Raw genomic sequence first — 22,041 nt, 5'->3', positions numbered from 1 at the left:
AGGGCATCGACTTCCGCCATCCTGTGTCCCGATCGCGTCGCCGCGCAACGTGTTTGAGGCGGCCGGGCAACCTCCCGGACGCGATCGACGTCTTGATCGGCAACGGGCGCGTGGCAGGCGGTCCTCCCTGGAGCATCTCTTCACGGAAGATGATCCGGCCCATTATGCACTCTGTGTATACATGTCGTGTATACATCGTATGCATAGCCGGACCGCCGCACGTCGCCGCCCTGAAGGAGTCGATCACAGCATTGCCGCCGGACCGGTCCCGTACGCGGACGGACGGTGGCGGACGGAAAGGCACGCATGTACGGCAAAGCCTTCGCCCCGGAATACCAGGGCGCCTTGACCACCTTGTCGGTGAACTCCTCGCTGACCGACGTCCTCGCGGCGGGCACCGAGCAACTGCGCGCCGCCGAGCGTGCGGGCGCCCACGCCGAGGCCGCCCGGTCGGGCCTCGCGGTCGCCGAGGCGCACCGCCGGCTCGGGCAGGTGACGGACGCCGACCGGGCGTGGAAGGCGAGTTACCGCACCGCCCGGGAGGCGGGGGACGGCGCCGCGATGGCGTGGGCGCTGTGGAGCGGCGGCACCCTGGCCCGCCAGCGCGGGGCGTTTCCCCTGGCGTGGCGGCTGCTGCGGCTCGCCGCCGAACTGGGCGGACGGGCAGGGGACGTGGTCGTGCGCGGCTACTCGCTGGCGGGCATGGCGGAGACCGGCCGCATCCAGGGCGACTACGCGGCCGTGACCGCACTGCACGAGCAGCTGCTGGCCGAGGCGCGCAAGCGCGGCGAGGCCCGGCACACCGTGTGGGCCCTGGAGGGCATCGCCCAGATCCACCGCAACACCGGCGCGTACGACAGCGCCTACGCGATGTTCGAGGAGGCGGCGGAGATAGCCGCCGGTGCCGAGGACCGGCGCGGTCACGCCTGGGCGCTGCGAGGACTCGCGGACATCGTCTCCGTGCGGGACGGGGACACGGAGCGCGCGCTGGAGCTGCTGAGCGAGGCCGAGGTCTCCTGCCGCGCGATGAAGCTGTCCGGAGCGCTCGCCTACAACCACAAGATGCGTGGCAACGTCCTCTACCGCGCCGGGCGTTACGAGCAGGCCCGTGAGGTGTACGCGGGCGCCCTCGCCGAGTTCGAGTCGATGAGCGAGCCGCGCGGCACGGCCCTGTCCCGCCTCGGGCTGGTCAAGTCCCTCGCCCGTCTCGGCCGCGACGGCGCCGAGACGGCCGCCGAACTCGACGAGCTGGCCGGGGTGCTGGAGCGCATCGGGCTGCGGCACGCTCACCGGATGGTCGAACGGGCGCGCACGGAACTCGGGTTGACGACCGGGACCGGCGAGACGGGGGCCGCGCGATGACCTCGACGACCCTCGGCGTTCCGGCCGTCCCGGCGGCCCCCGTGGCGGCGGACACGACGGCCGCGCCGGTTCCCGCGGTGGCCGCGGACCGCGCGGCCCGGACGTCGCCGATCACCCCCGAGTCCCCGCCCGCCGCCGCGCGGGTGCTGCGCCGCTGCCGCGAACTCGCCGCTCCCGCGCTGGCGGAGGCGATCGGCACACTGCACCCCTGGGTCGCCGAGATGGCCCGGTACGCGTTCGGCCGCTGCGAGGTCGGCGGTGCCCCCGCCGACCACGGCCAGGGCAAAGGAGTGCGGCAGGCGCTGGCCGTCCTCGGGGCGGAAGCCGTCTCGGGCCCGGCCGAGGCGGGTGTGCCCGCGGCCGTCGCGGTGGAGCTCGTGCACGTCTTCTCGCTGCTCCACGACGACATCATGGACGGTGACGCGCTGCGCCGCGGGCGCCCCGCCGTGTGGAAGGCGTACGGCACCGGTCCCGCCGTCCTCGCGGGCGACGCGCTGTTCGCGCTGGCCGTCGAGACCGTGGCTCTCGCTCCCCGATCCGGTTCCGCCGTACGGCAGTTGACCTCCGCGCTCGGTGACCTGGTCCGCGGCCAGGCCGACGACCTGCTGTTCGCCGACAGGCCCTGGACCGGACCGGACGCGGTCGGGGTGGCGGAGTACGAGGTGATGGCCGAGCGCAAGACCGGCGCCCTGCTCGGCTGTGCGCTGGCACTCGGCGCCCGGCTGGCCGGAGCGCCGGACCCGGCCGTGGCCGCGCTGGACCGCGCCGGACGTCATCTCGGCGTCGCCTTCCAGATCGCCGACGACGTGCTGGGCGTCTGGGGCGATCCGTCGGTCACCGGAAAGCCGGTCCACGGCGACCTGCGGCAGGGGAAGAAGACCCTGCCGGTGCTCGCGGCGCTCGGCGGCGCCGGGTACGGCGAACTCGGCGAACTCCTCGCGGCCCCGCACTCCCTGGACGGTGCCGGAGTCCGCCGCGCGACCGCCCTCGTCGAGCGGGCCGGCGGACGCGCGGCGGCCGTGCGTGAGGCGCGCCGCCACCTGGCCGCGGCGGACGCGCTGCTCGCGGGACTGCCCCTCGCCCCCGGGCCCGCGACGGAGCTGCGCACCGTCCTGTCCGCCCTCGCCGACCGCGCGGTCTGAGACCTCCGGTTCCCCGCCGCGTGCTCCCGCCCCGTCCGCTCCGGGGCCGGGACGGTGCGACATCGGTCACACGCGCGCGCCGATCGGCCTCGTCAGGCAACCACTTCATTCCCCCTCACATCTGTTCGGTCGGCGCACTGTTGGCCACTCCTCGATCACCGATAAGCGAACTTTTGTAAAGAGATGCCCCCGAACGAAAGAAAAGGGATCTTTCTTCTTTACATGTACATGATGAATCGGTGAGGGTGGCGCATCGGGGCCCGACAGCTCCCGCGGCGCCCGACGGCGCCGCGCCGTAAGGCGGTTGGTGATCCCGGCCGCCCCTGTGCAAAGGAACTCAGTGCGTAGACCCCACATACGCCACGTGGCGATCGCCGTCGCCGTGACGACGGCCGCCACGCTTCCCGGTCCCGCCTTCGCGTCCGCGCCCGAGGGGCCCGCCCGCGTGGCGACCCCGGCCTCCTCGCCGGTGGCCGCCGCCAGGGCCGCGGCGTTCGCGCACGCCTCGGCCACCGGTGTCACCCGCGGCGACACCCTCCAGGCCAAGGACGTGATGACGGACCCGGACGGAAAGCAGCACGTCCGCTTCGTCCGCACCCACCAGGGCCTTCCCGTCCTCGGCGGCGACATGGTCGTCCACCTCGGCGAGCGGGGCGAGTATCTGGGCGTGACCCGGGCCGCCGACCACACGGTGAAGCCCTCCACCGTCGAGGCGCGGCTGACGCCGGAGCAGGCCGAGGCCAAGGCCGAGGCCGTCGCGAAGGGCGACGCGGGCACCGCCCGCCTCGTCGTGGACGCCCGCGCGGGTGCCGCCGACCTCGCCTACCAGGTGCTCGTCACGGACAGCGGCACCACGGAGGCCGGCGGGTCGACCACGGTCGTCGTGGACGCGCGCACCGGCCGGATCCGCAGCAACACCCCGAACACCGACGAGTTCATATCGCCCTCCCTGGCGGCCACGCTGCGCGAGCGCGGGGAGAGCGCGACCCCGCAGACCGGTACGGCCCCCGGTGCCGCCGCCGGGCTGTCCGGCCTCACGGGCATCGCCGCCGCGGGCCGCTACCCGGCCACGGCCAAGGGGAGCGGATCCTCCCTCTTCGCCGGCAAGGTGTCCCTGACCACCACCCGCACCGCGCGGACCAGCTACGTGCTCAAGGACCCGACCCGGTGGAACACCGAGACCCGGGACGCCAAGGGCCAGGAGCTGGAGTCCTTCGCGCGGGGCAAGGCGTTCACCGACGGCGACAACAAGTGGGGCACCGGCACCACCTCGGCCCGGACCACCGCCGCCGTCGACGCCCAGTACGGCATCACCCAGACCCTGGACTTCTACAAGAAGACCTTCGGCCGCAAGGGCATCAAGAACAACAGCGCCGCTGCCCGGGGGATGGTCCACTTCGGCAACAAGGTCGGCAACGCCTTCTGGGACTCGTACTGCGGCTGCATGCTCTACGGCGACGGCGACGGCCGGGTGTTCAAGAAGCCCCTCGTCGTCCTCGACGTCACCGGCCACGAGCTGACCCACGGGGTCGTCGACGCGACCGCCGCCCTCGAACCCACCCGCGTCGACGACGACGGCAACCAGTACGGCGAGGCGGGCTCCCTCAACGAGTCGCTCGCCGACATCTTCGGTTCGGACGTCGAGTTCTCCGCGAACAACCCGAAGAACCCGCCGAACTACCTGGTGGGGGAGAAGCTGGGGCTCGCCCAGAAGTTCCTGCGCCGCCTCGACCGCCCGTCCCTCGACGTGCTCGAGGAGACGGTCGACTACTGGTCGCCCGCCGCGTACGACACCGAGGTGCACGCCGGTTCCGGTGTCTCCTCGCACGCCTTCTACCTGCTCGCCGAGGGCAGCGGCCGGAAGACGATCAACGGCGTGACGTACGACTCGCCGACGTACGACGGTTCCCGCGTGACCGGGATCGGCCGCGCCAAGGCCACCGCCGTCTTCTACCGGGCGCTCACCCGCTACATGGTCTCCACGACCGACTTCCACGACGCCCGCAAGGCCACGCTGAAGGCCGCCGCCGACCTGTACGGCGCGAACGGCGCCGAGTACAAGGCGGTGGGCAAGGCGTGGGCCGCCGTCAACGTCACGGCCGCCAACACCCCGGCCGCCCGGCACTGACGGAGGGCTCCGGCAGACGGATCGAGGGGCCCCGCCGGCCGACCGGCGGGGCCCCTCGTGCCGTGCGCCCGGATCAGTGCTGCTGCGTCTTCTGCGGGGTCGCCTCGCTGGGACGCACGACGACGTAGCCCTCGCCCTCCAGTTTCAGCTGCACCGCCTCGCCCGAACCGCCTCGGATCATCGAGCCGATCGACTGCGAGCGGTGCAGCGAGGTGTGCAGGTGCGCCGTCCAGCCGACGACCGCGTCGGTGTCGACGAACACCGGCTGCTGCTGGGAGACGGGAATCACGAGCGGGTTGCCCTCGCATATCAGCCCCAGGCTGCCGTGACCGGTGAAGACGCTGTTGAACAGACCGCCGCCGGTGATGCCCGCGCCCTTCACGGTCTTGATCTCGTACGACAGCGAGGCGTCGAAGCACAGGACGTTGCGGCCGTTGACCGTGAACACGTCGCCGGGTTCGATGCCCACGATGAAACAGTTCTGCGCCTCGTGCGCGAACCAGACCTCGCCCTGCCCGCGGACGGTCATCAGCGGAAGTCCCTCACCGGTGACCGCCCGCTTGAGCATGCCGCCCACGCCCTGGCCCTTGCGCTCGAACTGGAGGTTGCCCCGGTAGGCGACCATCGCGCCCTGACGCGCGAACATCTCGCCCTGGACTGCGTACTTGATGGACTTGGCGTTCTGGACGCTCATGCCCGCCGCGACGGCCGGCTGCACCATGTGGTCACTGGAAAAGAGATCGCTCTTCATGCGCGCATCCTGTCGCGGAGGGTGAGGCTCCGCCAGGGGCGTGGCGATCTTGGGACGTACCGTGACCGAGTCACGACATGCCGAAGGCCGGCCCGGGCAACCGGACCGGCCCACGGGGGAGTTGTCAGGCGGCGGCCGGAGCGTCGACGTGCGCGTGCAGCCGGTTCAGGACCTCGGAGAGCTGCTCCGCGACCTCGGCGTCGTCGACGGGGTGCGTCTCGGCGAAGCGGACCACGGAGCCGGGCACGGAGAGCTTGATGTCCTCCAGCACGGTGCCGCCGGCGATGCCCACGGCCTTGCGGGCCTCGTCCTGCGCCCAGACGCCGCCGAACTGGCCGTACGCGGTGCCGAGCACGACGACCGGCTTGCCGGTGAAGGCGCCGGCGCCGTACGGACGGGACAGCCAGTCGATGGCGTTCTTGAGGACCGCGGGGATGGTGCCGTTGTACTCCGGCGAGAACAGCAGGAACGCGTCGGCCTCGCCGGCGACGGCGCGCAGCCGCGCGGCTGCGGCCGGCACGTCGCCCTCGACGTCGATGTCCTCGTTGTAGAAGGGGATCTCGGCGAGGCCCTCGAAGAGCTCGATCTCGGCACCCTCCGGAGCGAGCTTGACGGCCGCCTCGGCGAGCTGACGGTTGTGGGAACCGGCGCGCAGGCTTCCGACGAGGGCGAGGATGCGTACGGACATGGGTGTCTCCCGGGGGATGGAAATCGCTGAAACATTGCCGCAACAAAACGGACCGAGGTCCGCTTAAAGGTGTACCACCGAAGCGGACCGCAGTCCAGTTTCCTTCGGATGCCGTTACGCTGGCTCCATGTCCCAGCCACTTCCGCCGTTCCCGAAGCGACCGGAAACACCCGACGAGCCCGTCCTCATGCAGCTCACCGCGCCCGAGGCCGCTCCGCTGCGTGCCGACGCCGCCCGCAACCGCGCCCGCCTGCTGGAGGCCGCGGCACGGTTGGTCGAGGAGCAGGGAGTGGCCAGGCTCACGATGGAGGGCGTCGCCTGCGCGGCGGCGGTGGGCAAGGGCACGGTCTTCCGGCGCTTCGGTGACCGCACCGGCCTGCTCATGGCACTGCTCGACCACACGGAGCAGCGCTTCCAGACCGCCTTCATCAGCGGTCCGGCTCCGCTCGGTCCCGGCGCGCCGCCGCTGGAGCGCCTGCACGCCTTCGGGTGCCACGCCCTTCGCCAGACCTCCGAACAGCTCGACCTGTACCTCGCCGCCGAACCCGAGGTCACCCGCCGCTTCACCTCCGCGCCGTACCGGGTCCGCTTCATGCACGTGTGCATGCTGCTGCGGCAGACCGGCCCGGGACCGGACACGGACGTCGAACTCGTCGCCCAGACCCTGATGGGATACCTCGACCCCGCGCTGATCGGTCATCTGACCCGCCAGCGCGGTATGCCGTCCGAGCGCCTGGAGGCCGGCTGGCGCGACCTGGTCGACCGGAGCGTCGGTCCGCGGCCCGTCGTCTAGCCTCCCCGCCGGGAGCGGGCGGACAATGGATCCATGGGGCCACGCCTCGAGGACATGAGCGCACCCGCCCGGCTGGCCGGCCCGGACGAGGGCATCAGTGCGCAGGAGCTGGCCCTCGCCGCCCGGAACCACGGCCTGCCGCTGGAGGCCCTGCGGTACGAGGTCACACCGCCGGGCCTGCACTATGTGCTGACGCACTACGACATCCCGTACGCGGAAGAGTCCGACTGGCGGCTCGTCCTCGGCGGGCGGGTGCGGCGTCCGCTGCTGCTCGGGGTCGACGAGCTGAAGGCGTACCCCGCGGTCAGGCAGCGGGTGACCATGGAGTGCGCGGGCAACGGGCGTGCGCTGCTGACGCCCCGGCCGGTGAGCCAGCCGTGGCTGGTGGAGGCGGTCGGAACGGCCGAGTGGACGGGTGTGCCGCTGCGGGTGCTGCTCGCCGAGGCCGGGGCCGGACCGGACGCGGTGGACGTGGTGTTCACCGGAGCCGATCACGGTGTGGAGCGCGGGGTCGAGCAGGACTACCAGCGTGCCCTTCCGCTGGACGTGGCGCGCGGGGAGGAGCCCGAGGTCCTGGTGGCCTACGCGATGAACGGTGCCCCGCTGCCGCCGCAGCACGGGTACCCCCTGCGGCTCGTGGTGCCGGGCTGGTACGGCATGGCGCACGTGAAGTGGCTCCGGGAGATCACGGTGACGAGCGCCCCGTTCCGGGGATTCCAGCAGGCCGTCGCGTACCGGTTGCGGCAGGACGCCGCCGACGAGGGCGAGCCGGTGACCCGGATCGCCCCGCGCGCCCTGCTGGTCCCGCCCGGCTTCCCCGACTTCATGTCGCGGGAGCGGGCGGTCCGGCCGGGTGCCGTCACCCTGACGGGACGGGCCTGGTCGGGGTGCGCGCCGGTGACGGGGGTCGAGGTCAGCACGGACGAGGGGCGCACCTGGCACCCGGCACGGCTGGACCCGCCGGACGCCCACCGCTGGGCCTGGCGCGCGTGGCGCTTCACCTGGACCGCGGCCCCGGGCCGGCACGTGCTCGGCGCGCGGGCCACCGACGCCGACGGGTGCGTCCAGCCGGTCGGCCAGCCGTGGAACCGCGGCGGCTTCATGAACAACCTCGTCCAGCGCGTCCCCGTGCTCTGCCTGGATCCCGACGGCGACGGGTGAGGCCGCCGAGGGCGGGTGACGCCTTCGGCGGCCCGGGCGGCGCGGCCCCGGTCAGCTGAACGGATCCAGCGTGACGAAGGCCTGCTGCGGATCGCCGTCGTGGACGAGGGACTCGTGGTTCCCGACGTCGTCGAAGGCGAACGCGTAGGCCTTGCCGTCGGCCATCTGCGCGTGGACGGCGCGGGCGTACTGGTTGGTCACCGCGTCCTTGTAGAAGTTCCCGGAACCCGTGTCCGGCTGGTTGGTGTTCGTCAGCAGCGTGGTGCGGTTGAAGCCCGCGCACAGGGTGCGTGAAATGGGCCCGCGCACCAGGTCGTTGGGCGCGTCGAGCCGCTTGTAGCAGCCGAAGACGCTGTCCGAGTCGGGCTTCTGGAAGCTGGTGACGACCGCTCCGGAGCCGTTGGTGAAGTTCATGACGCCGCCGGAGACGCGTCCGAAGTACTTGGTGCCCGGCTGGTCGGCGAACGGGGTCACCGTCAGCGTCGACGAACCGTACTTCTGCCAGACGCGGTTGATGTAGTCGTCCATGACGCCGGCCGGGAGCGCGCCCGCCTCGATGCCGTGCCCCGGGGCGAGCGCCCGCAGCACCGTGCCGTCGGACCGGGTCTGGACGAGCTTGGCCCAGCCGCCCGGCTGGGCGCGCAGCGCGTCGAAGAAGCCTTTGTAGCCACCGGCCTTGAGGTGCCCGGTGTTCCTGGTGGTCCCGTCGGCGCCCTTGACCCCGACGGCGTACGGGGCGGAGAACATGTCGACCTGGGTGCTGTTGATCCACAGACCGGAGTCGTTGAGCGTGTACTCGGACCAGTTGAAGAGGATGTTGCGGTTGGGGTCGCTCGGATTCTGGACGGCCGGCTGCACGAGACCGCCGGTCGTCACCCGGAAGTCGATCTTCTGCCCGAAGGAGAAGTAGAGCCGGCCGGAGAACTTGGGGATCCGGATCGTCTTCGACTGGCCGTTGGCCGGTCCCGGGATGGACGCGTCGGGCGCGGGAGTGGGCGGGTTGCCGCCCGCGGGCCACGCGTGGAAGGTGCCGTTCGCGTCGGCCCAGCCCTGCCGTCCCGTCGACAGCTGGGTGCCGAGGTCGTAGATGTAGACCTGCTCGCCGCGGCCGGAGTTGTTCGTGAAGGTGAGCGGGATCGTCGCCGGAACCGCGGCCTCGGCGCGGGTGGGGGCGCCGAAGGCGAGCAGGGCCGTGGTGAGCGTGGCCGAGGCCAGCGCCCAGGCCGGCCATCTGATGTGTACGCGCACTCTCTGCCTCCTTGATGTGGGGTTCAGCGAGGTGGATTCACGCGGACGCGGCTCGTCCGCTTCCTTTTGAGAGCGCTCTCAGAATCGAGCCAGGTGGCGTACATGTCAACGATTCGCACACGATTGGTCCGGTCCAATTCGCCGGACTGTCAAAGGAGTTGACCGAGCGCGAGGGGTTGACTCCCGGGAGCGGCCACTGGTTCAGTGGCTCATCCACTCAGCCACTGCCCGGAGGGGGAAACGTGGAGGCCCTGCCCCGCGAGACCATCGTGGACGTCCTGGAGGACCGGCTGCGCACGGACATACTCGACGGCCTTCATCCGGCGGGGAGTTACCTCCCCCCGGAACGGCGGCTGGCCGACGGGTACGGCGTCACCCGCACCACGCTCAAGCACGCCTTCGGACGGCTCGCGCAGGCCGGACTGCTGGAGACCCGGCACGGAGTGGGCACCCGGGTGCGGGACTACGCCCGGCTCGGCGGAGCGGATCTCCTGCCCATGCTCGTCCGGCACGACTCCGGCTGGGTGCGCGAGGTGTTCGAAGTGCGGCGCGGGGTCGGCGCGTTGATCGCCGAGCGGGCCGCCGAGCGCGGCACCCGTCCGCAACGGGCCGAACTGGGCGCGCTGCTCGCGGCCCTGCCGCGGGCCGAGGGCGCCGACGCGGTCCAGCTGGCCGACGTGGAGGTGCACCGCGCACTGGCCCGCGCCACCGGCAACCGCGTGTACGTCCTGCTCACGAACACGCTCTTCAACGCCTATCTGCCGGTCCGCTCCCTGCTCCAGGGACCCTTCACCGACCCGGAGGCCGCCCACCGGAGACTGGCGCCGGTCGTGGAGGCCGTCACCGCCGGGGACGCCCGGCGGGCGCGCGAGGCGGCCGACACCTATCTGCGCGACACCGAACGCATCATGCTGGAGGGCCTCGCATGAGGGGCACGGTGTTCACGGAGACGATGCTCGGCACCGTCCGCCTCGACGGAGAGCCGGAGGAACGGCGCGTCCGGCTCGACCTGCGGGCCGACGCCGATCGCGTCCTGCTCCCGCACCGGACCACCCCGGCCCGGCTGACCGGCCGGGTGCGCATCGCCGGACACGCCGACGACCCGCGCGCCGAGGGCGAGCTGCAGGTGTCGCCGATCGCCCGGCGGCGCATCCGCTACCGGCTCGCGTTCACCGCCGACGGACGCCGCCTCACCCTGGACGGCTGGAAGTCGGTGACCCCCCGCCACCCCCTCGCGTCGATGACCGTCCTGCCCTTCACCGTGTACGAGGGACAGGCCCGGGTGGGCGAGGGCGTCCTGCGCTTCCCCCTGGCCACCGGCCTCCTGCCCTTCCTGCTCGGTTTCCGCTTCCCGCGCCGCGAGGACCCCGCGCGGCACTCGGCCCCGCGGTGGAACGGCGCCCCGGGCCGCACCGAGGTCTGGTACACCACCCTCACCGACCCCGCGAGCGGCACCGGGGTCTGGCTGCACCACGAACTCACCGCACCCGCCGACGGATCCGAACCCTTCGCCCACGGCTGGGCCGCGGTCTTCCCCCGCGAGGGCGAGGTGCGGCACGCCCGCTTCGGACCCGTCCCCTGGACCCGGCCGGCCGACGGCTTCACGGCCGAGGACGTGACCTGCTCCGGCGGACGACTGACCGGCAGCGCCGGCGACCTGCGCTGGAAGCTCACCGAACAGCCCCAGGGACAGCCGTTGTTCACCTTCCCCCGCTGGGCCTGGCGCCACCCCGTGCTGCCCGCGGCCCAGATGCTGCCGTCCGCGCGGGCCACCTACGAGGGAGAAATCTCCTACGGGGGAACGACGATGGACCTGCGCGGCGCGCCCGGAGCCTCCGCCCGGATCTACGGGCACGGCAACGCCCACCGCTGGGCCTGGCTGCACGCGGACCTCGGCTCCGGCGACGTCCTGGAGGTCGTCGCCGCCGTGTCCACCCGGCCCGCCCTGCGCCGGCTGCCCCCGCTCGTCTTCCTGCGCCTGCGCCGGAACGGCCGCACCTGGCCACGGCGCCCGGAACGCCCGGCGATCGGCGGGCCGGGGCCCGGACGCTTCCGGGCCGCCATCGGACTGCCCGAGTGGACGGTCACCGGCCGGACCGCCCTGCGCCGCATCCGCGTCGAGGTGAACCAGCCCCCGGAACGCACCCTCACCCTCGAGTACCGCGACCCGGACGGCTCCCGGGCGGTGTGCCGCAACAGCGAGTCCGCGGACGCCCGGATCGTCCTGGAACGGTGGTGGGGCCACTGGCGCCCGGAAGCCACCTGGACCCTGGACGGCACCGCGCACGCCGAGACGGGGACACGATGACCGCCGACGGGCTCGTCGCCGCGCTCCTCGCCGACGAGGACGGCACCGGATGGCCCGCCCGCGTGCCGCACCGCCTCGACGCGGTGCTCGCCGCCCTGCCCCGCCCGGCCCGCGCCGGGATGCGTGCCGCCGTCGCCGCCGTCGAGACGTACGCCCTGGCGCGCACCGGCAGACGCCTGGCCGCCCTGCGTCCCGACGAACGCGAGGACGTGCTCCGCTCGCTGGCCCTGCGCCCCCGGCTCGCCCCGCTCCTCGACCTCCTCAAGGTCCCCGTCCTGCTGGCCGCGGGCACCGAACGGACGAGGGTCGTGCCCCCTCCCGTACCCGCCCCGGCGGATCCGCCCCTCGACTGCACACCGGCCGGGGAATGGCCGGCCCGCACCACCGCCGACGCGGTCGTCGTCGGCTCCGGCGCGGGCGGCGCCATGGCCGCACGGACCCTCGCCCGCGCCGGACTGGGCGTCGTCGTCCTGGAGGAGGGCGGGCACCACCCGACGGCCTCCTTCGGCCGCCGGGCACCCCTCGACCGGTTCACCGAGCTGTACCGGGACGGCGGCGCCACCGTGGCCGTCGGCGGACCGCCGGTCCTGCTGCCCGTCGGCCGCGCCGTCGGCGGCACCACCGTCGTCAACTCCGGCACCTGCTACCGCACCCCGGACCACGTGCTCACCCGCTGGCGGAGCACGTTCGGGTTCGCCCTCGCCGAGCGCTTCGGCCCCCTCCTCGACGAGACCGAGCGAACCCTGCGCGTGGCACCCCAACCCCTCGACGTCCTCGGCAACAACGGACTGCTCACCCTCACGGGCGCCGAACGGCTCGGCTGGCGGGCCGCCCCGCTGCGCCGCAACGCCCCCGGCTGCAAGGGCTCGTGCCAGTGCGTGGTGGGCTGCCCCACCGGAGCCAAACAGAGCGTGCAGCTGTCCGTCCTGCCCGACGCCTGCGCCGCCGGCGCCAGGATCGTCACCGGCGCGAGGGTCCACCGCATCCTGCTGGACCACGACGTCCCGGGCCCGCCCCGCGCCGCGGGAGTCCGGGCCCGCCGTCCCGACGGCGGCGAACTGGAGATCCTCAGCCCCCTCGTCGTGGTGGCGGCCGGCACCCTCCAGACCCCGCCCCTGCTGCGCCGCTCGGGCCTCGGCGGACATCCCCGCCTGGGCCGCAACCTCAGCGTGCACCCGGCCACCAGCGTCGCCGGACGCTTCGCCGAGCCGGTGACGGCCTGGCGCGGCGTACTGCAGAGCGTCGGCGTCGAGGAACTGCACGCGGACGGGATCCTCGTCGAGGCGACCGCGAGCCCACCCGGCATGAGCAGCTTCGTCCTGCCCGGCCTCGGCCGGGAACTGCGGCGCGAACTGGAGGGGTCGGACCGGCTGGCCACCCTCGGCGCCATGATCGCCGACCGTCCCTCGGGGCGGGTCCTGGGCCGGGACCGGGCGTTCGTCCGCTACGACCTCGACCCCCGTGACGGCGGCCGTCTGATGACCGCCGTACGCGCCATGGGCCGCCTGCTCTTCGCCGCCGGGGCGACGGAGGTCCTCACCGGGGTCCCCGGCGCGCCGCGCGCCCGCTCGCTCGAAGCCCTCGACGAACTGCTCGCCCCGGTCGGCGCCCGCGACCTCCACGTCTCCGCGTTCCACCCGACCGGCACGGCGGCCGCGGGCGGCGATCCGCAGAGAGCGCCCGCGGACCCCGAAGGCAGGCTCCGCGGTGTCCACGGAGTCCTCGTCGCGGACGGTTCGGTCCTGCCGGGCTGCCCGGAGGTCAACCCGCAGCTCAGCATCATGGCGGCGGCCCTGGCGGTCACGGACGCCTGGCTCGCCGGAGCGGGGCACGGGGGCTGACCCGGTGCGCGCCACCCCAATGGGCCCCCGTGGTTCGCCGTGGCCGGGCACGGCACGGAGCATGAGGGAGTCCGTACGGCAGGAAAAGGACGTGCCCCCGTGCCCCGTACGGCAGGAAGAGGCGAGCCCCCATGAGCAGACGTGTTCCCCACGGCCGGAGCGGATCACGGCGTGTCGCTGTCCTGCTGTCCGCGATCGCGTGCGGCTCCGTTCTCGTCTCGTGCAGCTCGGACGACGGCGGTGGCAGCGGCGCCACGGCCTCGATCACCCCGCGGCCCACCCCGCCGAACACGTCGAACTTCACGGGGACGCCGCCGTCCGCCATCGCCTCGGCGGCCTCCTCGATCATCGCGTCGGCGTCCGAGCGGGCGGCCTCGGCCGCCGCCTCCGTGGAGGCCAGGGCCTCGGAGTTCGCGGCCTCGGTCTCCGCCGACACCGCCCGCGCCGCCGCCACCGCGGAGAAGGAACTGAAGAACGTCCAGGGCAGCGGCAACGCGACGTCCGAGGTCGCCATGACCGGAGTGCCCCTGGCGGAGACCGGCGGAGTGCGGGCCGTGCTCATCACCATCACCAACAGGAGCGGGGAGACGGCCTCGTACGCCGTGCAGGTCGACTTCAAGAACCCCGACGGCAAGGTCGTGGAGACGAAGTTCGTCGGCAAGGAGAACCTGGAGGCGGGGAAGAAGGCGACGCCGATCGTGATCAGCCGCCAGCCCGCGGAGCCCCAGCTCACCGCCGTGCTGACCAAGGCCCAGCGTTACTGACGGGGCGGACGCGGACGCGTACGGTCCGGGCGTCGGTGACACCGTCGCCCCGGGGCCCGGCCCCCCTCTCGGGGCCGGGCCCCGGGGCGCACCCGTGGGGGGAGGTCTGCCGGGGCGCGGACCGCCGCGGGCGCGGTGCCGGGAACCGTCAGGGGTACGAGACCACGGTGGACGGCACGGTGGAGGTGCCCGACGTGGGACTTCCCGTGTCGTTGACGACGCGCTCGTACTGCCCGTTGCCGCCGAGCGAGATCACCAGCAGACCGTGGAACTTCACGCCGGGCCTGTTGGGCGCCGCGAATCCGTGGTGCTGGACGATCGTGGGGTCCACGTTGTAGTAGCAGTAGCTGCCCAGGCCCCAGCCCTCGTGGGCGGTCACCGAGTCGCCGACCTTGTAGGCCGCGTACCCCTTGACGCTCCCGTTCTGGATCGCGGCCTGGTTCGGCGCGTCGTACGCCTTCTCGTTCTGGAAGAAGACCGTGCGGCCCCGCTGGCCGTACCACTGCACGTCGTACTTGTTGAAGTGCTCGACGAACAGCCCCGTGGCCAGGACGTCGTCGCCGTTGACGCGGAGGCCGTAGTCGGCCCTGTTGGTCTCCCAGCCGACGCCGGTGCCGTGGTCGGCCCGCCAGATCCACGTGTGGTCGACGATGGTGTGCCGGCTGTTGACGACCATGCTGGTCGTCGCCCTGCCGGCGCCGGCACCGCCGATGCGCACGAAGACGTCCTGCACGGTGGTCGGGTTCGCCGAGTGGTCCGCCGACGCCCCGGCCGGGCCGATCTCCAGCAGGGTCGGGGAGTTGACGGGGCCGGCGTCGACCAGGAAGCCGGCCAGCCGGATGCCGTCCACGTCGGCCGTCCTGAGCGCGGTGACGCCGTTGTCGGGGACCAGCGTGGCGTAGCCGAGGCCGAGGACCACGGTCCCCGCGCGGTTCACCTGGATCGGCCGGTCCAGGTGGTAGATCCCCGGAGTCAGCAGCAGGTGGAGGCCCTGGGCGAGCGCGGCGTTCAGGGTGGCGGCGGTGACTCCCGGCTTCGCCACGTAGAACTGGCCCAGCGGCAGCGACGAGCCGCGCGGGGTGCCGTTCCCCCAGGTGGTGCCGCGCGCGTTGACGCGCTTCTCCGGCAGGAACACCCGGTACTCGCTGCCGCTCAGATACAGGAACGGCTTCTCGCGGGACACCGGTGTGGTGTCGAGCGTGGTGTACGGAGGGTTCGGGAAGGACTGCGCGGGCGCGCCCTGGACGCCCGAGAACACCATGTTCCAGACGGCGTTGACCCAGCCGCCCACCGAACTGTCGCGGGTGTACCACTGCTGCTGCGAGTACGGTCCGACGGAGCCGTCGATCCGGCTGTCGGCGATGTAACCGCCGCTCGCCCAGCCGTAGCCGTCGGGAGCGAGGTTGAGACCGCCCTTGACGTGCATACGACGGAACGGCGCGGCCTGGGCGACCGCCCACCGGTTGGTGCCGTTCACCGGGCTGAGGGCCAGGTTCTCCGCCGAGCGCCAGAAGTTCTGGGTGGCGTTGCCGTTGAACCAGCCGGCGTCGACGGTCACGTCACCGTTGATCGTCGTGTCGTCCGGCGACAGGCCGAGACCCGCGATCGAGGTGTAGAAGCCGAGCTGGGCGTTGAGCCCGTTGTACGTGCCGGGCTTGAACAGGAAGGCGTAGCGGCCCGTGCCGAACTGCGCCGACTCCTGCTGCCGGAAGACCTGGTCGAGCCTGGCCTGGATCCCGGGCGTGGAGGGATCGAAGACGATGACGTTCGGGCCGAGATCACCGCCGCCGGGAAGGGCCGACGGCTTCCGGGCGGACCGGGTGACGGGCCGGGCGGGGGCGGCGGACGCCGGTGAGGACGGCGCGAGCAGTCCGGGTGCGGCCGCGCCGGCCGCCACCGCTCCGAGGACGGTGCGCCGCGCGACGGTGGAACGACCGGGGTCCGGGGCGTCTGTGGGGGTTGGAGGCATGGGGGGCGACTCTCCTGGTTCAGGAAGTGAACGGTGGGAGGTACGGGGGAGCGCTCTCTCGCCGATGCATGCTTCAACCAGGTGAACGACACGTCAAGAGTTGTGACCGGAGTCCCGGATGTTGTTGCACGCTGAAGCGACAACGCGGCACGTATTTGCGGTACTTGGACGAGGAATGGGTTGGTTCGAAGATCCGCGGCGGACCCGCTGCCGTGTTCAAGAGGTGCGCTCGATGTCGACGGACGATCCTTCGTCGACTCCCTTGACACCCTCGCGCGGCCGCCACAACACTCCTCGACGGGAGAGCGCTCTCCCATTCCCTCGGCACATGTGATGGCCCGTCACGCGGACGGTCCGGCGGCACCGTGCTCGTCGCCGCCCGGCCGCCCGACCCCCACCGTCCCCATCGACGTGGCAGGAGGTCTCCATGGCACGGAGATCGAAGATCGTCTCAGGAATGCTGATGTCCGGCGCGCTGGTGCTGACCTCGCTCGGTCTGGCCGGAGTGGCGATGAGCGCGGACCCCGTGTCCGGACCGCCGTCGAGGGCGGCCGGTTCGGGCGCCGCCCACGCCGCTCACGCGATGCCGGCCTCGACGCTCTCCTCGCCCGAGGACCCCGACGGCGACGGTTACATCCCGGCGAATCCCCAGGTCACCGGGGTCGTCCCGTCCAAGGCGGAGCCGGCGCACCGCTACTTCCACGAGTTCCAGGCGAACTGCTCGGTGACCCGCACCAGGCCGGACGACCCGATCGTCTACCCCGGCCAGCCGGGCAAGTCCCACGACCACACGTTCATGGGTAACACCACGACCGCCGCCGCCAGCACCACGGCCTCGCTCGACGCCGGTTCGACCAGTTGCAGGGCGCCCGGCGACAAGTCCGCGTACTGGATGCCGACCCTGCTCAAGGGCGGCACCCCCGTCCTGCCGGTGGGTCCGCAGGTCATCTACTACAAGGCGGGCGTCACCGACTACACCAGCGTGCGGCCCTTCCCGAAGGGGCTGCGCTTCGTGGTCGGCAGTCCGATGCAGTCCGCGGCCGACTTCCGCAACCACCGAGGGTTCGTCGAGGGGTGGGAATGCGGCAACAGCTACTTCAACACGGACTTCCCGCAGCAGTGCCCGAACTCGGCCGACGTCCAGCTCAACATCCGTTTCCAGGCGCCCAGTTGCTGGGACGGCACGTACCTGGACACACCGAACCACCAGAGTCACATGGCGTACCCGGTGGTGAACCCCGGCACCAACGACAACATCTGCCCGGACGACCACCCGGTCGCCCTGCCGATGATCGAGTTCAAGATGGCTTTCCCGGTCAACGGTGACATGTCGCAGGTCAGGCTCTCGAGCGGCGCCGGCTACTCGTTCCACTACGACTTCTTCAACGTGTGGGACCCGCCGACGCTCAAGGCGCTCGTCGACCACTGCGTCGTCGGCGGGCTCCAGTGCGACGCCCGCGGTTACGACCAGACGCACCCCGAGGCGGGCGCGGCACTCGACGCGAACTACCGGCTCCCCTGACGCGACACAGACGCGTCCCGCCGGTCCGGCGCGCACCCGGGCCGGCGGGACGGCCCACCCCTGTCACCGATCCCATCCCCCACCCGTACCCCGGACGGACACCCATGACCGGATCCCGTAGATCCCGTACCACCCGGCGCCGCATCGCGGCGCCCCTCACCGCGGGCCTGCTCGCCACGGCAGCACTCGTCCTGCCCGCCCAGCAGGCCCGGGCGGCCGGCGGCGTCGTCAAGGTCACCGGCTCGCAGGGCGACTGGCGGCTCACCGTCGACGGAAACCCGTACCAGATCAAGGGCCTCACCTGGGGGCCGGCCGTCGCCGACGCCGCGCGTCACATGTCCGACCTGAAGTCGATGGGCGTCAACACCGTCCGCACCTGGGGCACCGACGCCTCCAGCAAGCCCCTCTTCGACGCGGCGGCCGCCCAGGGCATCCGGGTGATCGGCGGATTCTGGCTCCAGCCCGGCGGCGGCCCCGGCAGCGGCGGCTGCGTGAACTACCTCACCGACGCCGCCTACAGGAACCAGGTGCTCACCGAGTTCCCGCGGTGGGCCGCCGCGTACAAGGACAACCCCGGCGTCCTGATGTGGGACGTCGGGAACGAGTCCGTGCTCGGACTCCAGAACTGCTACGGCGGCGACGAGCTGGAGCGGCAGCGGAACGCCTACACCACGCTGGTGAACGACATCGCCAGGAAGATCCACGCCGTCGACCCGAACCACCCCGTCACCTCCACCGACGCGTGGACCGGCGCCTGGCCCTACTACAAGAGGAACGCGCCCGATCTGGACCTGTACGCGGTGAACGCCTACAACGCCGTCTGTGACATCAAGTCGGCCTGGCAGCAGGGCGGTTACACCAAGCCCTACATCGTCACCGAAAGCGGTCCCGCGGGTGAGTGGGAGGTCCCGGACGACGCCAACGGCGTCCCCGCCGAACCCACCGACCGGGCGAAGGCCGACGGGTACACCCGGGCGTGGAACTGCGTCACCGGACACCGGGGCGTCGCGCTCGGCGCCACGATGTTCCACTACGGGACCGAGTACGACTTCGGCGGCATCTGGTTCAACCTGCTGCCCGCGGGCGAGAAACGGCTGTCGTACTACGCCGTGAAGAGGGCGTACGGCGCGGACACCTCCCGGGACGACACGCCGCCGGTCATCACGGATCTCGCCGTCGAGGGGGACGCGGGCAAGGTGCCCGCCGGACGCGACCTCACCCTCTCGGTGAAGGCCACCGACCCCGACGGCGATCCGGTCACCTACGAGGTGCTGGACAACAGCATGTACCTCGACCGGAGCGGACAGTTGAACCCGCTGCCCTTCACCGACCTCGGCGGCGGCCGGCTCAGGGTGACCGCGCCGGACCGGCCCGGGGTGTGGAAGTTCTACGTCAAGGCCAAGGACGGCAAGGGCAACGTCGGTGTCGAGTCCCGGTCGGTGCGGATCGTGCCGCCGACTCCGGGCGGAACGAACCTCGCCCTCGGCAGGCCCGCCACCGCCTCCTCGTTCCAGACCGGCGGCGGCGACTGCCCCTGCACCGCGGCGAACGCCGTCGACGGCGACCCGGGCACCCGCTGGGCCAGCGACTGGAGCGACCCCCAGTGGCTGCGGGTCGACCTCGGCGCCCGTACCTCGTTCCGCCACGTCCAACTGGTCTGGGAGACCTCGTACGCCAAGGCGTACACCCTGCGGACCTCCGACGACGGACAGAACTGGACCACGGTCCGCACGGTCACCGACGGCAACGGCGGCGTCGACGACCTCGACGTGACCGGCACCGGCCGCTACGTGCGGGTCGACGGCACGGCCCGCGGCACCGGCTGGGGTTACTCGCTGTACGAGTTCGGGGTCTACAACTGAACCCCGGCAGCGATGGAGAGCGCTCTCCGGGGAAGGGAGCCGCACCCGTGCGACAAACGGACGACGAGGCGGAGCGTGAGGCGCTCCTCGGGAAACTCACGCTCCGCGAGAAGGTCCGGCTGCTGACCGGCGCGACCACCTGGCGCACCCGGGCCGAACCGGTCCTGGGACTGAGGGAGATGGTCCTGTCGGACGGCCCCGCCGGAGTGCGCGGACAGTCCTGGGACGAGCGCGACCCCGCCCTGCTGCTGCCCTCGGCGTCCGCGCTCGGGGCCCTGTGGGACGAGGAACTGGTGGAACGCCTCGGCGGGCTGCTCGCCGCCGAGGCACGCCGCAAGGGCGTCGACGTCGTCCTCGCGCCCACCCTCAACCTCCACCGGACACCGCTCGGCGGGCGGCACTTCGAGTGCTGCTCCGAGGACCCCGAACTGACCGGCCGCACCGGCGCCGCGCTCGTCAGGGGAATCCAGGCGCACGGAGTGGCCGCCACCGCCAAGCACTACGTGGCCAACGACTCCGAGACCGACCGGCTGACCGTCGACGTACGGGTGTCCGAGCGGGCCCTGCGGGAGGTGTACCTGGCGCCGTTCGAGGCGGCCGTCGAAGCCGGCGTCCGGGTGGTCATGGCCGGGTACAACGGCGTCAACGGCACGACGATGACCGCCAGTCCGCTGCTCGACGACCCCCTCAAGAGCGAATGGGGCTTCGACGGCGTGGTGGTCTCCGACTGGGGAGCGGTCCGGAGCTGCGAACCGGCCGCCCTCGCCGCCCTCGACCTCGTGATGCCGGGACCGGAGAGCGCCTGGGGAGAGGCGCTGGTGCGGGCCGTGGAGGCGGGGCGCGTTCCGCGCGAGGCCGTCGACGACAAGGTGCGGCGCCTGCTCGGGCTCGCCGCCGCCTGCGGCGCGCTGGGGGAGCCGCGGACGTCCGCCCCGCCCGTCACCGGCCGGTCCGGGGCACGCGCGCTGCTGCGCGAGGCCGCGGCCGCGAGCACCGTCCTGCTGCACAACCACGGCGTCCTTCCGCTCGATCCCGCCCGGCTGCGCACCGTCGCCGTGATCGGCGCGCACGCGGCCCTGCCGCGCGTCCAGGGCGGCGGCAGCGCGGGGGTCTTCCCCGAGCGGGTCGTCACACCGCTCGACGGCATCAGGGCCGCGCTCGGCGACGGCGTGCGGGTCGTCCATGTGCCGGGCCCCTCGGCGGACGTGCCTCCGGCACCCCTGACCCCGGACCTGTGCACCGATCCCGTCACCGGCGATCCCGGCGTCCGGCTGCGGGTGCTGGACGCGGCGGGGCGTGAACTGCACTCCGAACACCGGACGAGCGGAAGGCAGTTGGAGCCGCCGCTGCCACCCGGTGCGCACACCGTCGAGATCGGAGCCTTCCTGCTTCCGGGATCCTCGGGACGGTGGAGGCTCGGAGTCGGCGGGTTCGGCCGCCTGAGCGTCGCGGTCGACGAACGCGTCGTCCTGGACGGGGAGTTCGGCAGGGGCACCGACGATCCGGCGGTCGTCCATGTGAACCCGCCCGTCCACGGCGCGACCGTCCCCCTCACGGCGGGACGCGCGGTGCGCGTGGTGGCGCGCCGCGAACTCGCCCCGGGGACCGGCCGGGCCACCGTCGTCACCGCGGCCCCACCCCGCCCCGACGACGGTCCGGCACTGGCCGAGGCGGTGCGGGCGGCCCGCGAGGCGGACGCGGCGATCGTGGTCGTCGGCACCACCGAACACGGCGAGTCCGAGGGGCACGACCGGACGGACCTCGGACTCGGCGGACGCCAGGACGACCTGGTCCGCGCGGTGACCGCCTTCGGCTCGCGCACGGTCGTCGTCGTCAACAGCGGCGGCCCGGTCGAACTGCCCTGGCGCGCGCGGGCCGGTGCCGTACTGCTGACCTGGTTCCCCGGACAGGAGGGCGGCGCGGGCCTGGCCGACGTGCTGTTCGGCCGGGCCGAACCCGGCGGCCGGCTGCCCACGACCTGGCCGGCGCGCCTCGCCGACGCGCCGGTCACCCGCACCCGGCCCGAGGGCGGGCGCCTCGACTACACCGAGGGCCCGCACATCGGCTACCGCGCCTGGGCCCGCCACGACCGTGCACCGGCCTACTGGTTCGGGCACGGACTCGGGTACACCACCTGGGCGTACGAGGGGCTGGCCGTCCCCGACGAGATCGTGGCCGGCGAGGCGTTCACCGTGCGGGTCGAGGTGCGCAACACGGGTCCGCGTCGCGGACGCGAGGTCGTCCAGGTCTACCTCGCCCGGCCCCCCGGCCCCCTGGACCGCGCGGCCTGCCGGCTCGCCGGACACGCCGCGGTCGTCGCGGAACCGGGGGAACGGGCGACGGCGTCGGTACGGATACCGGCCCGCGCGCTGCGTCACTGGGACGAGGACGGGCACGCTTGGCGCACGTCGCCCGGCCCCTGCCGCGTGTTCGCCGGCCGCTCCGCGGGCGCCCTGCCGCTGACGGCCACCGCACCGGTCCGGTCCTCCGGCTGAGCGGCGG

General features: G+C 72.8%; 16 protein-coding genes. 12 read left to right on the top strand and 4 right to left on the bottom strand.

The genetic code is table 11. The annotated features are described in order from the left end of the window. Positions 1-306: 306 nt before the first annotated feature. The 3 genes from CW362_RS27570 to CW362_RS27560 all read left to right on the top strand — a co-directional run bounded on the left by CW362_RS27570 (position 307) and on the right by CW362_RS27560 (position 4,632). The gene (locus tag CW362_RS27570; RefSeq protein ID WP_103552276.1) at positions 307-1,362 is read left to right on the top strand and encodes a tetratricopeptide repeat protein; all 1,056 of its coding nucleotides are present in this window, start codon (positions 307-309) and stop codon (positions 1,360-1,362) included. Next, positions 1,359-2,504 carry a polyprenyl synthetase family protein gene (locus CW362_RS27565; RefSeq protein ID WP_103552274.1) on the top strand — a complete coding sequence of 382 codons (1,146 nt, stop codon included), beginning with the start codon at positions 1,359-1,361 and terminating at the stop codon, positions 2,502-2,504. The genes CW362_RS27570 and CW362_RS27565 overlap by 4 nt, the downstream gene beginning before the upstream one ends. A gap of 340 nt (positions 2,505-2,844) precedes the next feature. Continuing rightward, positions 2,845-4,632, top strand: a complete 1,788-nt coding sequence (locus CW362_RS27560) for a M4 family metallopeptidase (protein ID WP_103552273.1) — start codon at positions 2,845-2,847, stop codon at positions 4,630-4,632. A gap of 73 nt (positions 4,633-4,705) precedes the next feature. On the opposite strand, the gene CW362_RS27555 is transcribed toward CW362_RS27560, so the two are convergent. Both CW362_RS27555 and CW362_RS27550 read right to left on the bottom strand, forming a co-directional pair. Next, a complete protein-coding gene (locus CW362_RS27555) occupies positions 4,706-5,383 on the bottom strand; it encodes an AIM24 family protein (RefSeq protein ID WP_103552272.1) in 678 nt (225 codons plus the stop codon). Positions 5,384-5,507: 124 nt separating this feature from the next. Further along, on the bottom strand, positions 5,508-6,071 hold the full coding sequence (locus CW362_RS27550; RefSeq protein ID WP_103552270.1) for an NAD(P)H-dependent oxidoreductase: 564 nt from the start codon (positions 6,069-6,071) through the stop codon (positions 5,508-5,510). Positions 6,072-6,198: 127 nt separating this feature from the next. On the opposite strand from CW362_RS27550, the gene CW362_RS27545 reads away from it, so the two are divergent. Continuing rightward, on the top strand, positions 6,199-6,864 hold the full coding sequence (locus CW362_RS27545; RefSeq protein ID WP_103552268.1) for a TetR/AcrR family transcriptional regulator: 666 nt from the start codon (positions 6,199-6,201) through the stop codon (positions 6,862-6,864). 33 nt (positions 6,865-6,897) lie between these two features. Beyond that, positions 6,898-8,025: a sulfite oxidase gene (locus CW362_RS27540; RefSeq protein WP_103552266.1), complete on the top strand. Its 1,128-nt coding sequence runs from the start codon at positions 6,898-6,900 to the stop codon at positions 8,023-8,025. Between the two features lie 51 nt (positions 8,026-8,076). On the opposite strand, the gene CW362_RS27535 is transcribed toward CW362_RS27540, so the two are convergent. Next, positions 8,077-9,273, bottom strand: coding sequence for a glycoside hydrolase family 64 protein (locus CW362_RS27535; RefSeq protein ID WP_103552265.1), 1,197 nt, complete (start codon positions 9,271-9,273; stop codon positions 8,077-8,079). A 242-nt stretch (positions 9,274-9,515) separates the two neighbouring features. On the opposite strand from CW362_RS27535, the gene CW362_RS27530 reads away from it, so the two are divergent. The 4 genes from CW362_RS27530 to CW362_RS27515 all read left to right on the top strand — a co-directional run bounded on the left by CW362_RS27530 (position 9,516) and on the right by CW362_RS27515 (position 14,186). Continuing rightward, positions 9,516-10,202 (top strand): FadR/GntR family transcriptional regulator, encoded by a 687-nt coding sequence (locus tag CW362_RS27530; protein WP_103552263.1) that lies wholly within the window; start codon positions 9,516-9,518, stop codon positions 10,200-10,202. After that, entirely contained in the window at positions 10,199-11,581 is a 1,383-nt protein-coding gene (locus CW362_RS27525; protein WP_103552260.1) for a hypothetical protein, read from the top strand. Before CW362_RS27530 ends, CW362_RS27525 begins: the two co-directional genes overlap by 4 nt. Then, a complete protein-coding gene (locus CW362_RS27520; RefSeq protein ID WP_103552259.1) occupies positions 11,578-13,422 on the top strand; it encodes a GMC family oxidoreductase in 1,845 nt (614 codons plus the stop codon). The genes CW362_RS27525 and CW362_RS27520 overlap by 4 nt, the downstream gene beginning before the upstream one ends. Positions 13,423-13,553: 131 nt before the next feature. Continuing rightward, positions 13,554-14,186 carry a hypothetical protein gene (locus CW362_RS27515; RefSeq protein WP_103552257.1) on the top strand — a complete coding sequence of 211 codons (633 nt, stop codon included), beginning with the start codon at positions 13,554-13,556 and terminating at the stop codon, positions 14,184-14,186. A 148-nt stretch (positions 14,187-14,334) separates the two neighbouring features. Here CW362_RS27515 and CW362_RS27510 read toward each other — a convergent pair whose 3' ends face one another. Continuing rightward, complete coding sequence (locus CW362_RS27510) at positions 14,335-16,155, bottom strand: coagulation factor 5/8 type domain-containing protein (RefSeq protein ID WP_103552256.1); 1,821 nt, start codon at positions 16,153-16,155, stop codon at positions 14,335-14,337. A 427-nt stretch (positions 16,156-16,582) separates the two neighbouring features. Between CW362_RS27510 and CW362_RS27505 the strand changes: the two genes are divergently transcribed. The 3 genes from CW362_RS27505 (at position 16,583) to CW362_RS27495 (ending at position 22,034) form a co-directional block, all read left to right on the top strand. Then, positions 16,583-17,677 carry a DUF1996 domain-containing protein gene (locus CW362_RS27505; protein WP_103552255.1) on the top strand — a complete coding sequence of 365 codons (1,095 nt, stop codon included), beginning with the start codon at positions 16,583-16,585 and terminating at the stop codon, positions 17,675-17,677. Positions 17,678-17,781: 104 nt separating this feature from the next. Continuing rightward, positions 17,782-19,539, top strand: coding sequence for a discoidin domain-containing protein (locus CW362_RS27500; protein WP_103552254.1), 1,758 nt, complete (start codon positions 17,782-17,784; stop codon positions 19,537-19,539). Between the two features lie 47 nt (positions 19,540-19,586). Next, positions 19,587-22,034 (top strand): glycoside hydrolase family 3 C-terminal domain-containing protein, encoded by a 2,448-nt coding sequence (locus tag CW362_RS27495; protein ID WP_103552252.1) that lies wholly within the window; start codon positions 19,587-19,589, stop codon positions 22,032-22,034. The last annotated feature ends 7 nt before the right edge of the window (positions 22,035-22,041 follow it).

The organism is Streptomyces populi (assembly GCF_002911015.1).
Classification (GTDB): domain Bacteria; phylum Actinomycetota; class Actinomycetes; order Streptomycetales; family Streptomycetaceae; genus Streptomyces; species Streptomyces populi.
The sequence above is the reverse complement of the archived record's forward strand: the minus strand, read 5'-3'. Positions and strand labels throughout refer to the sequence as shown.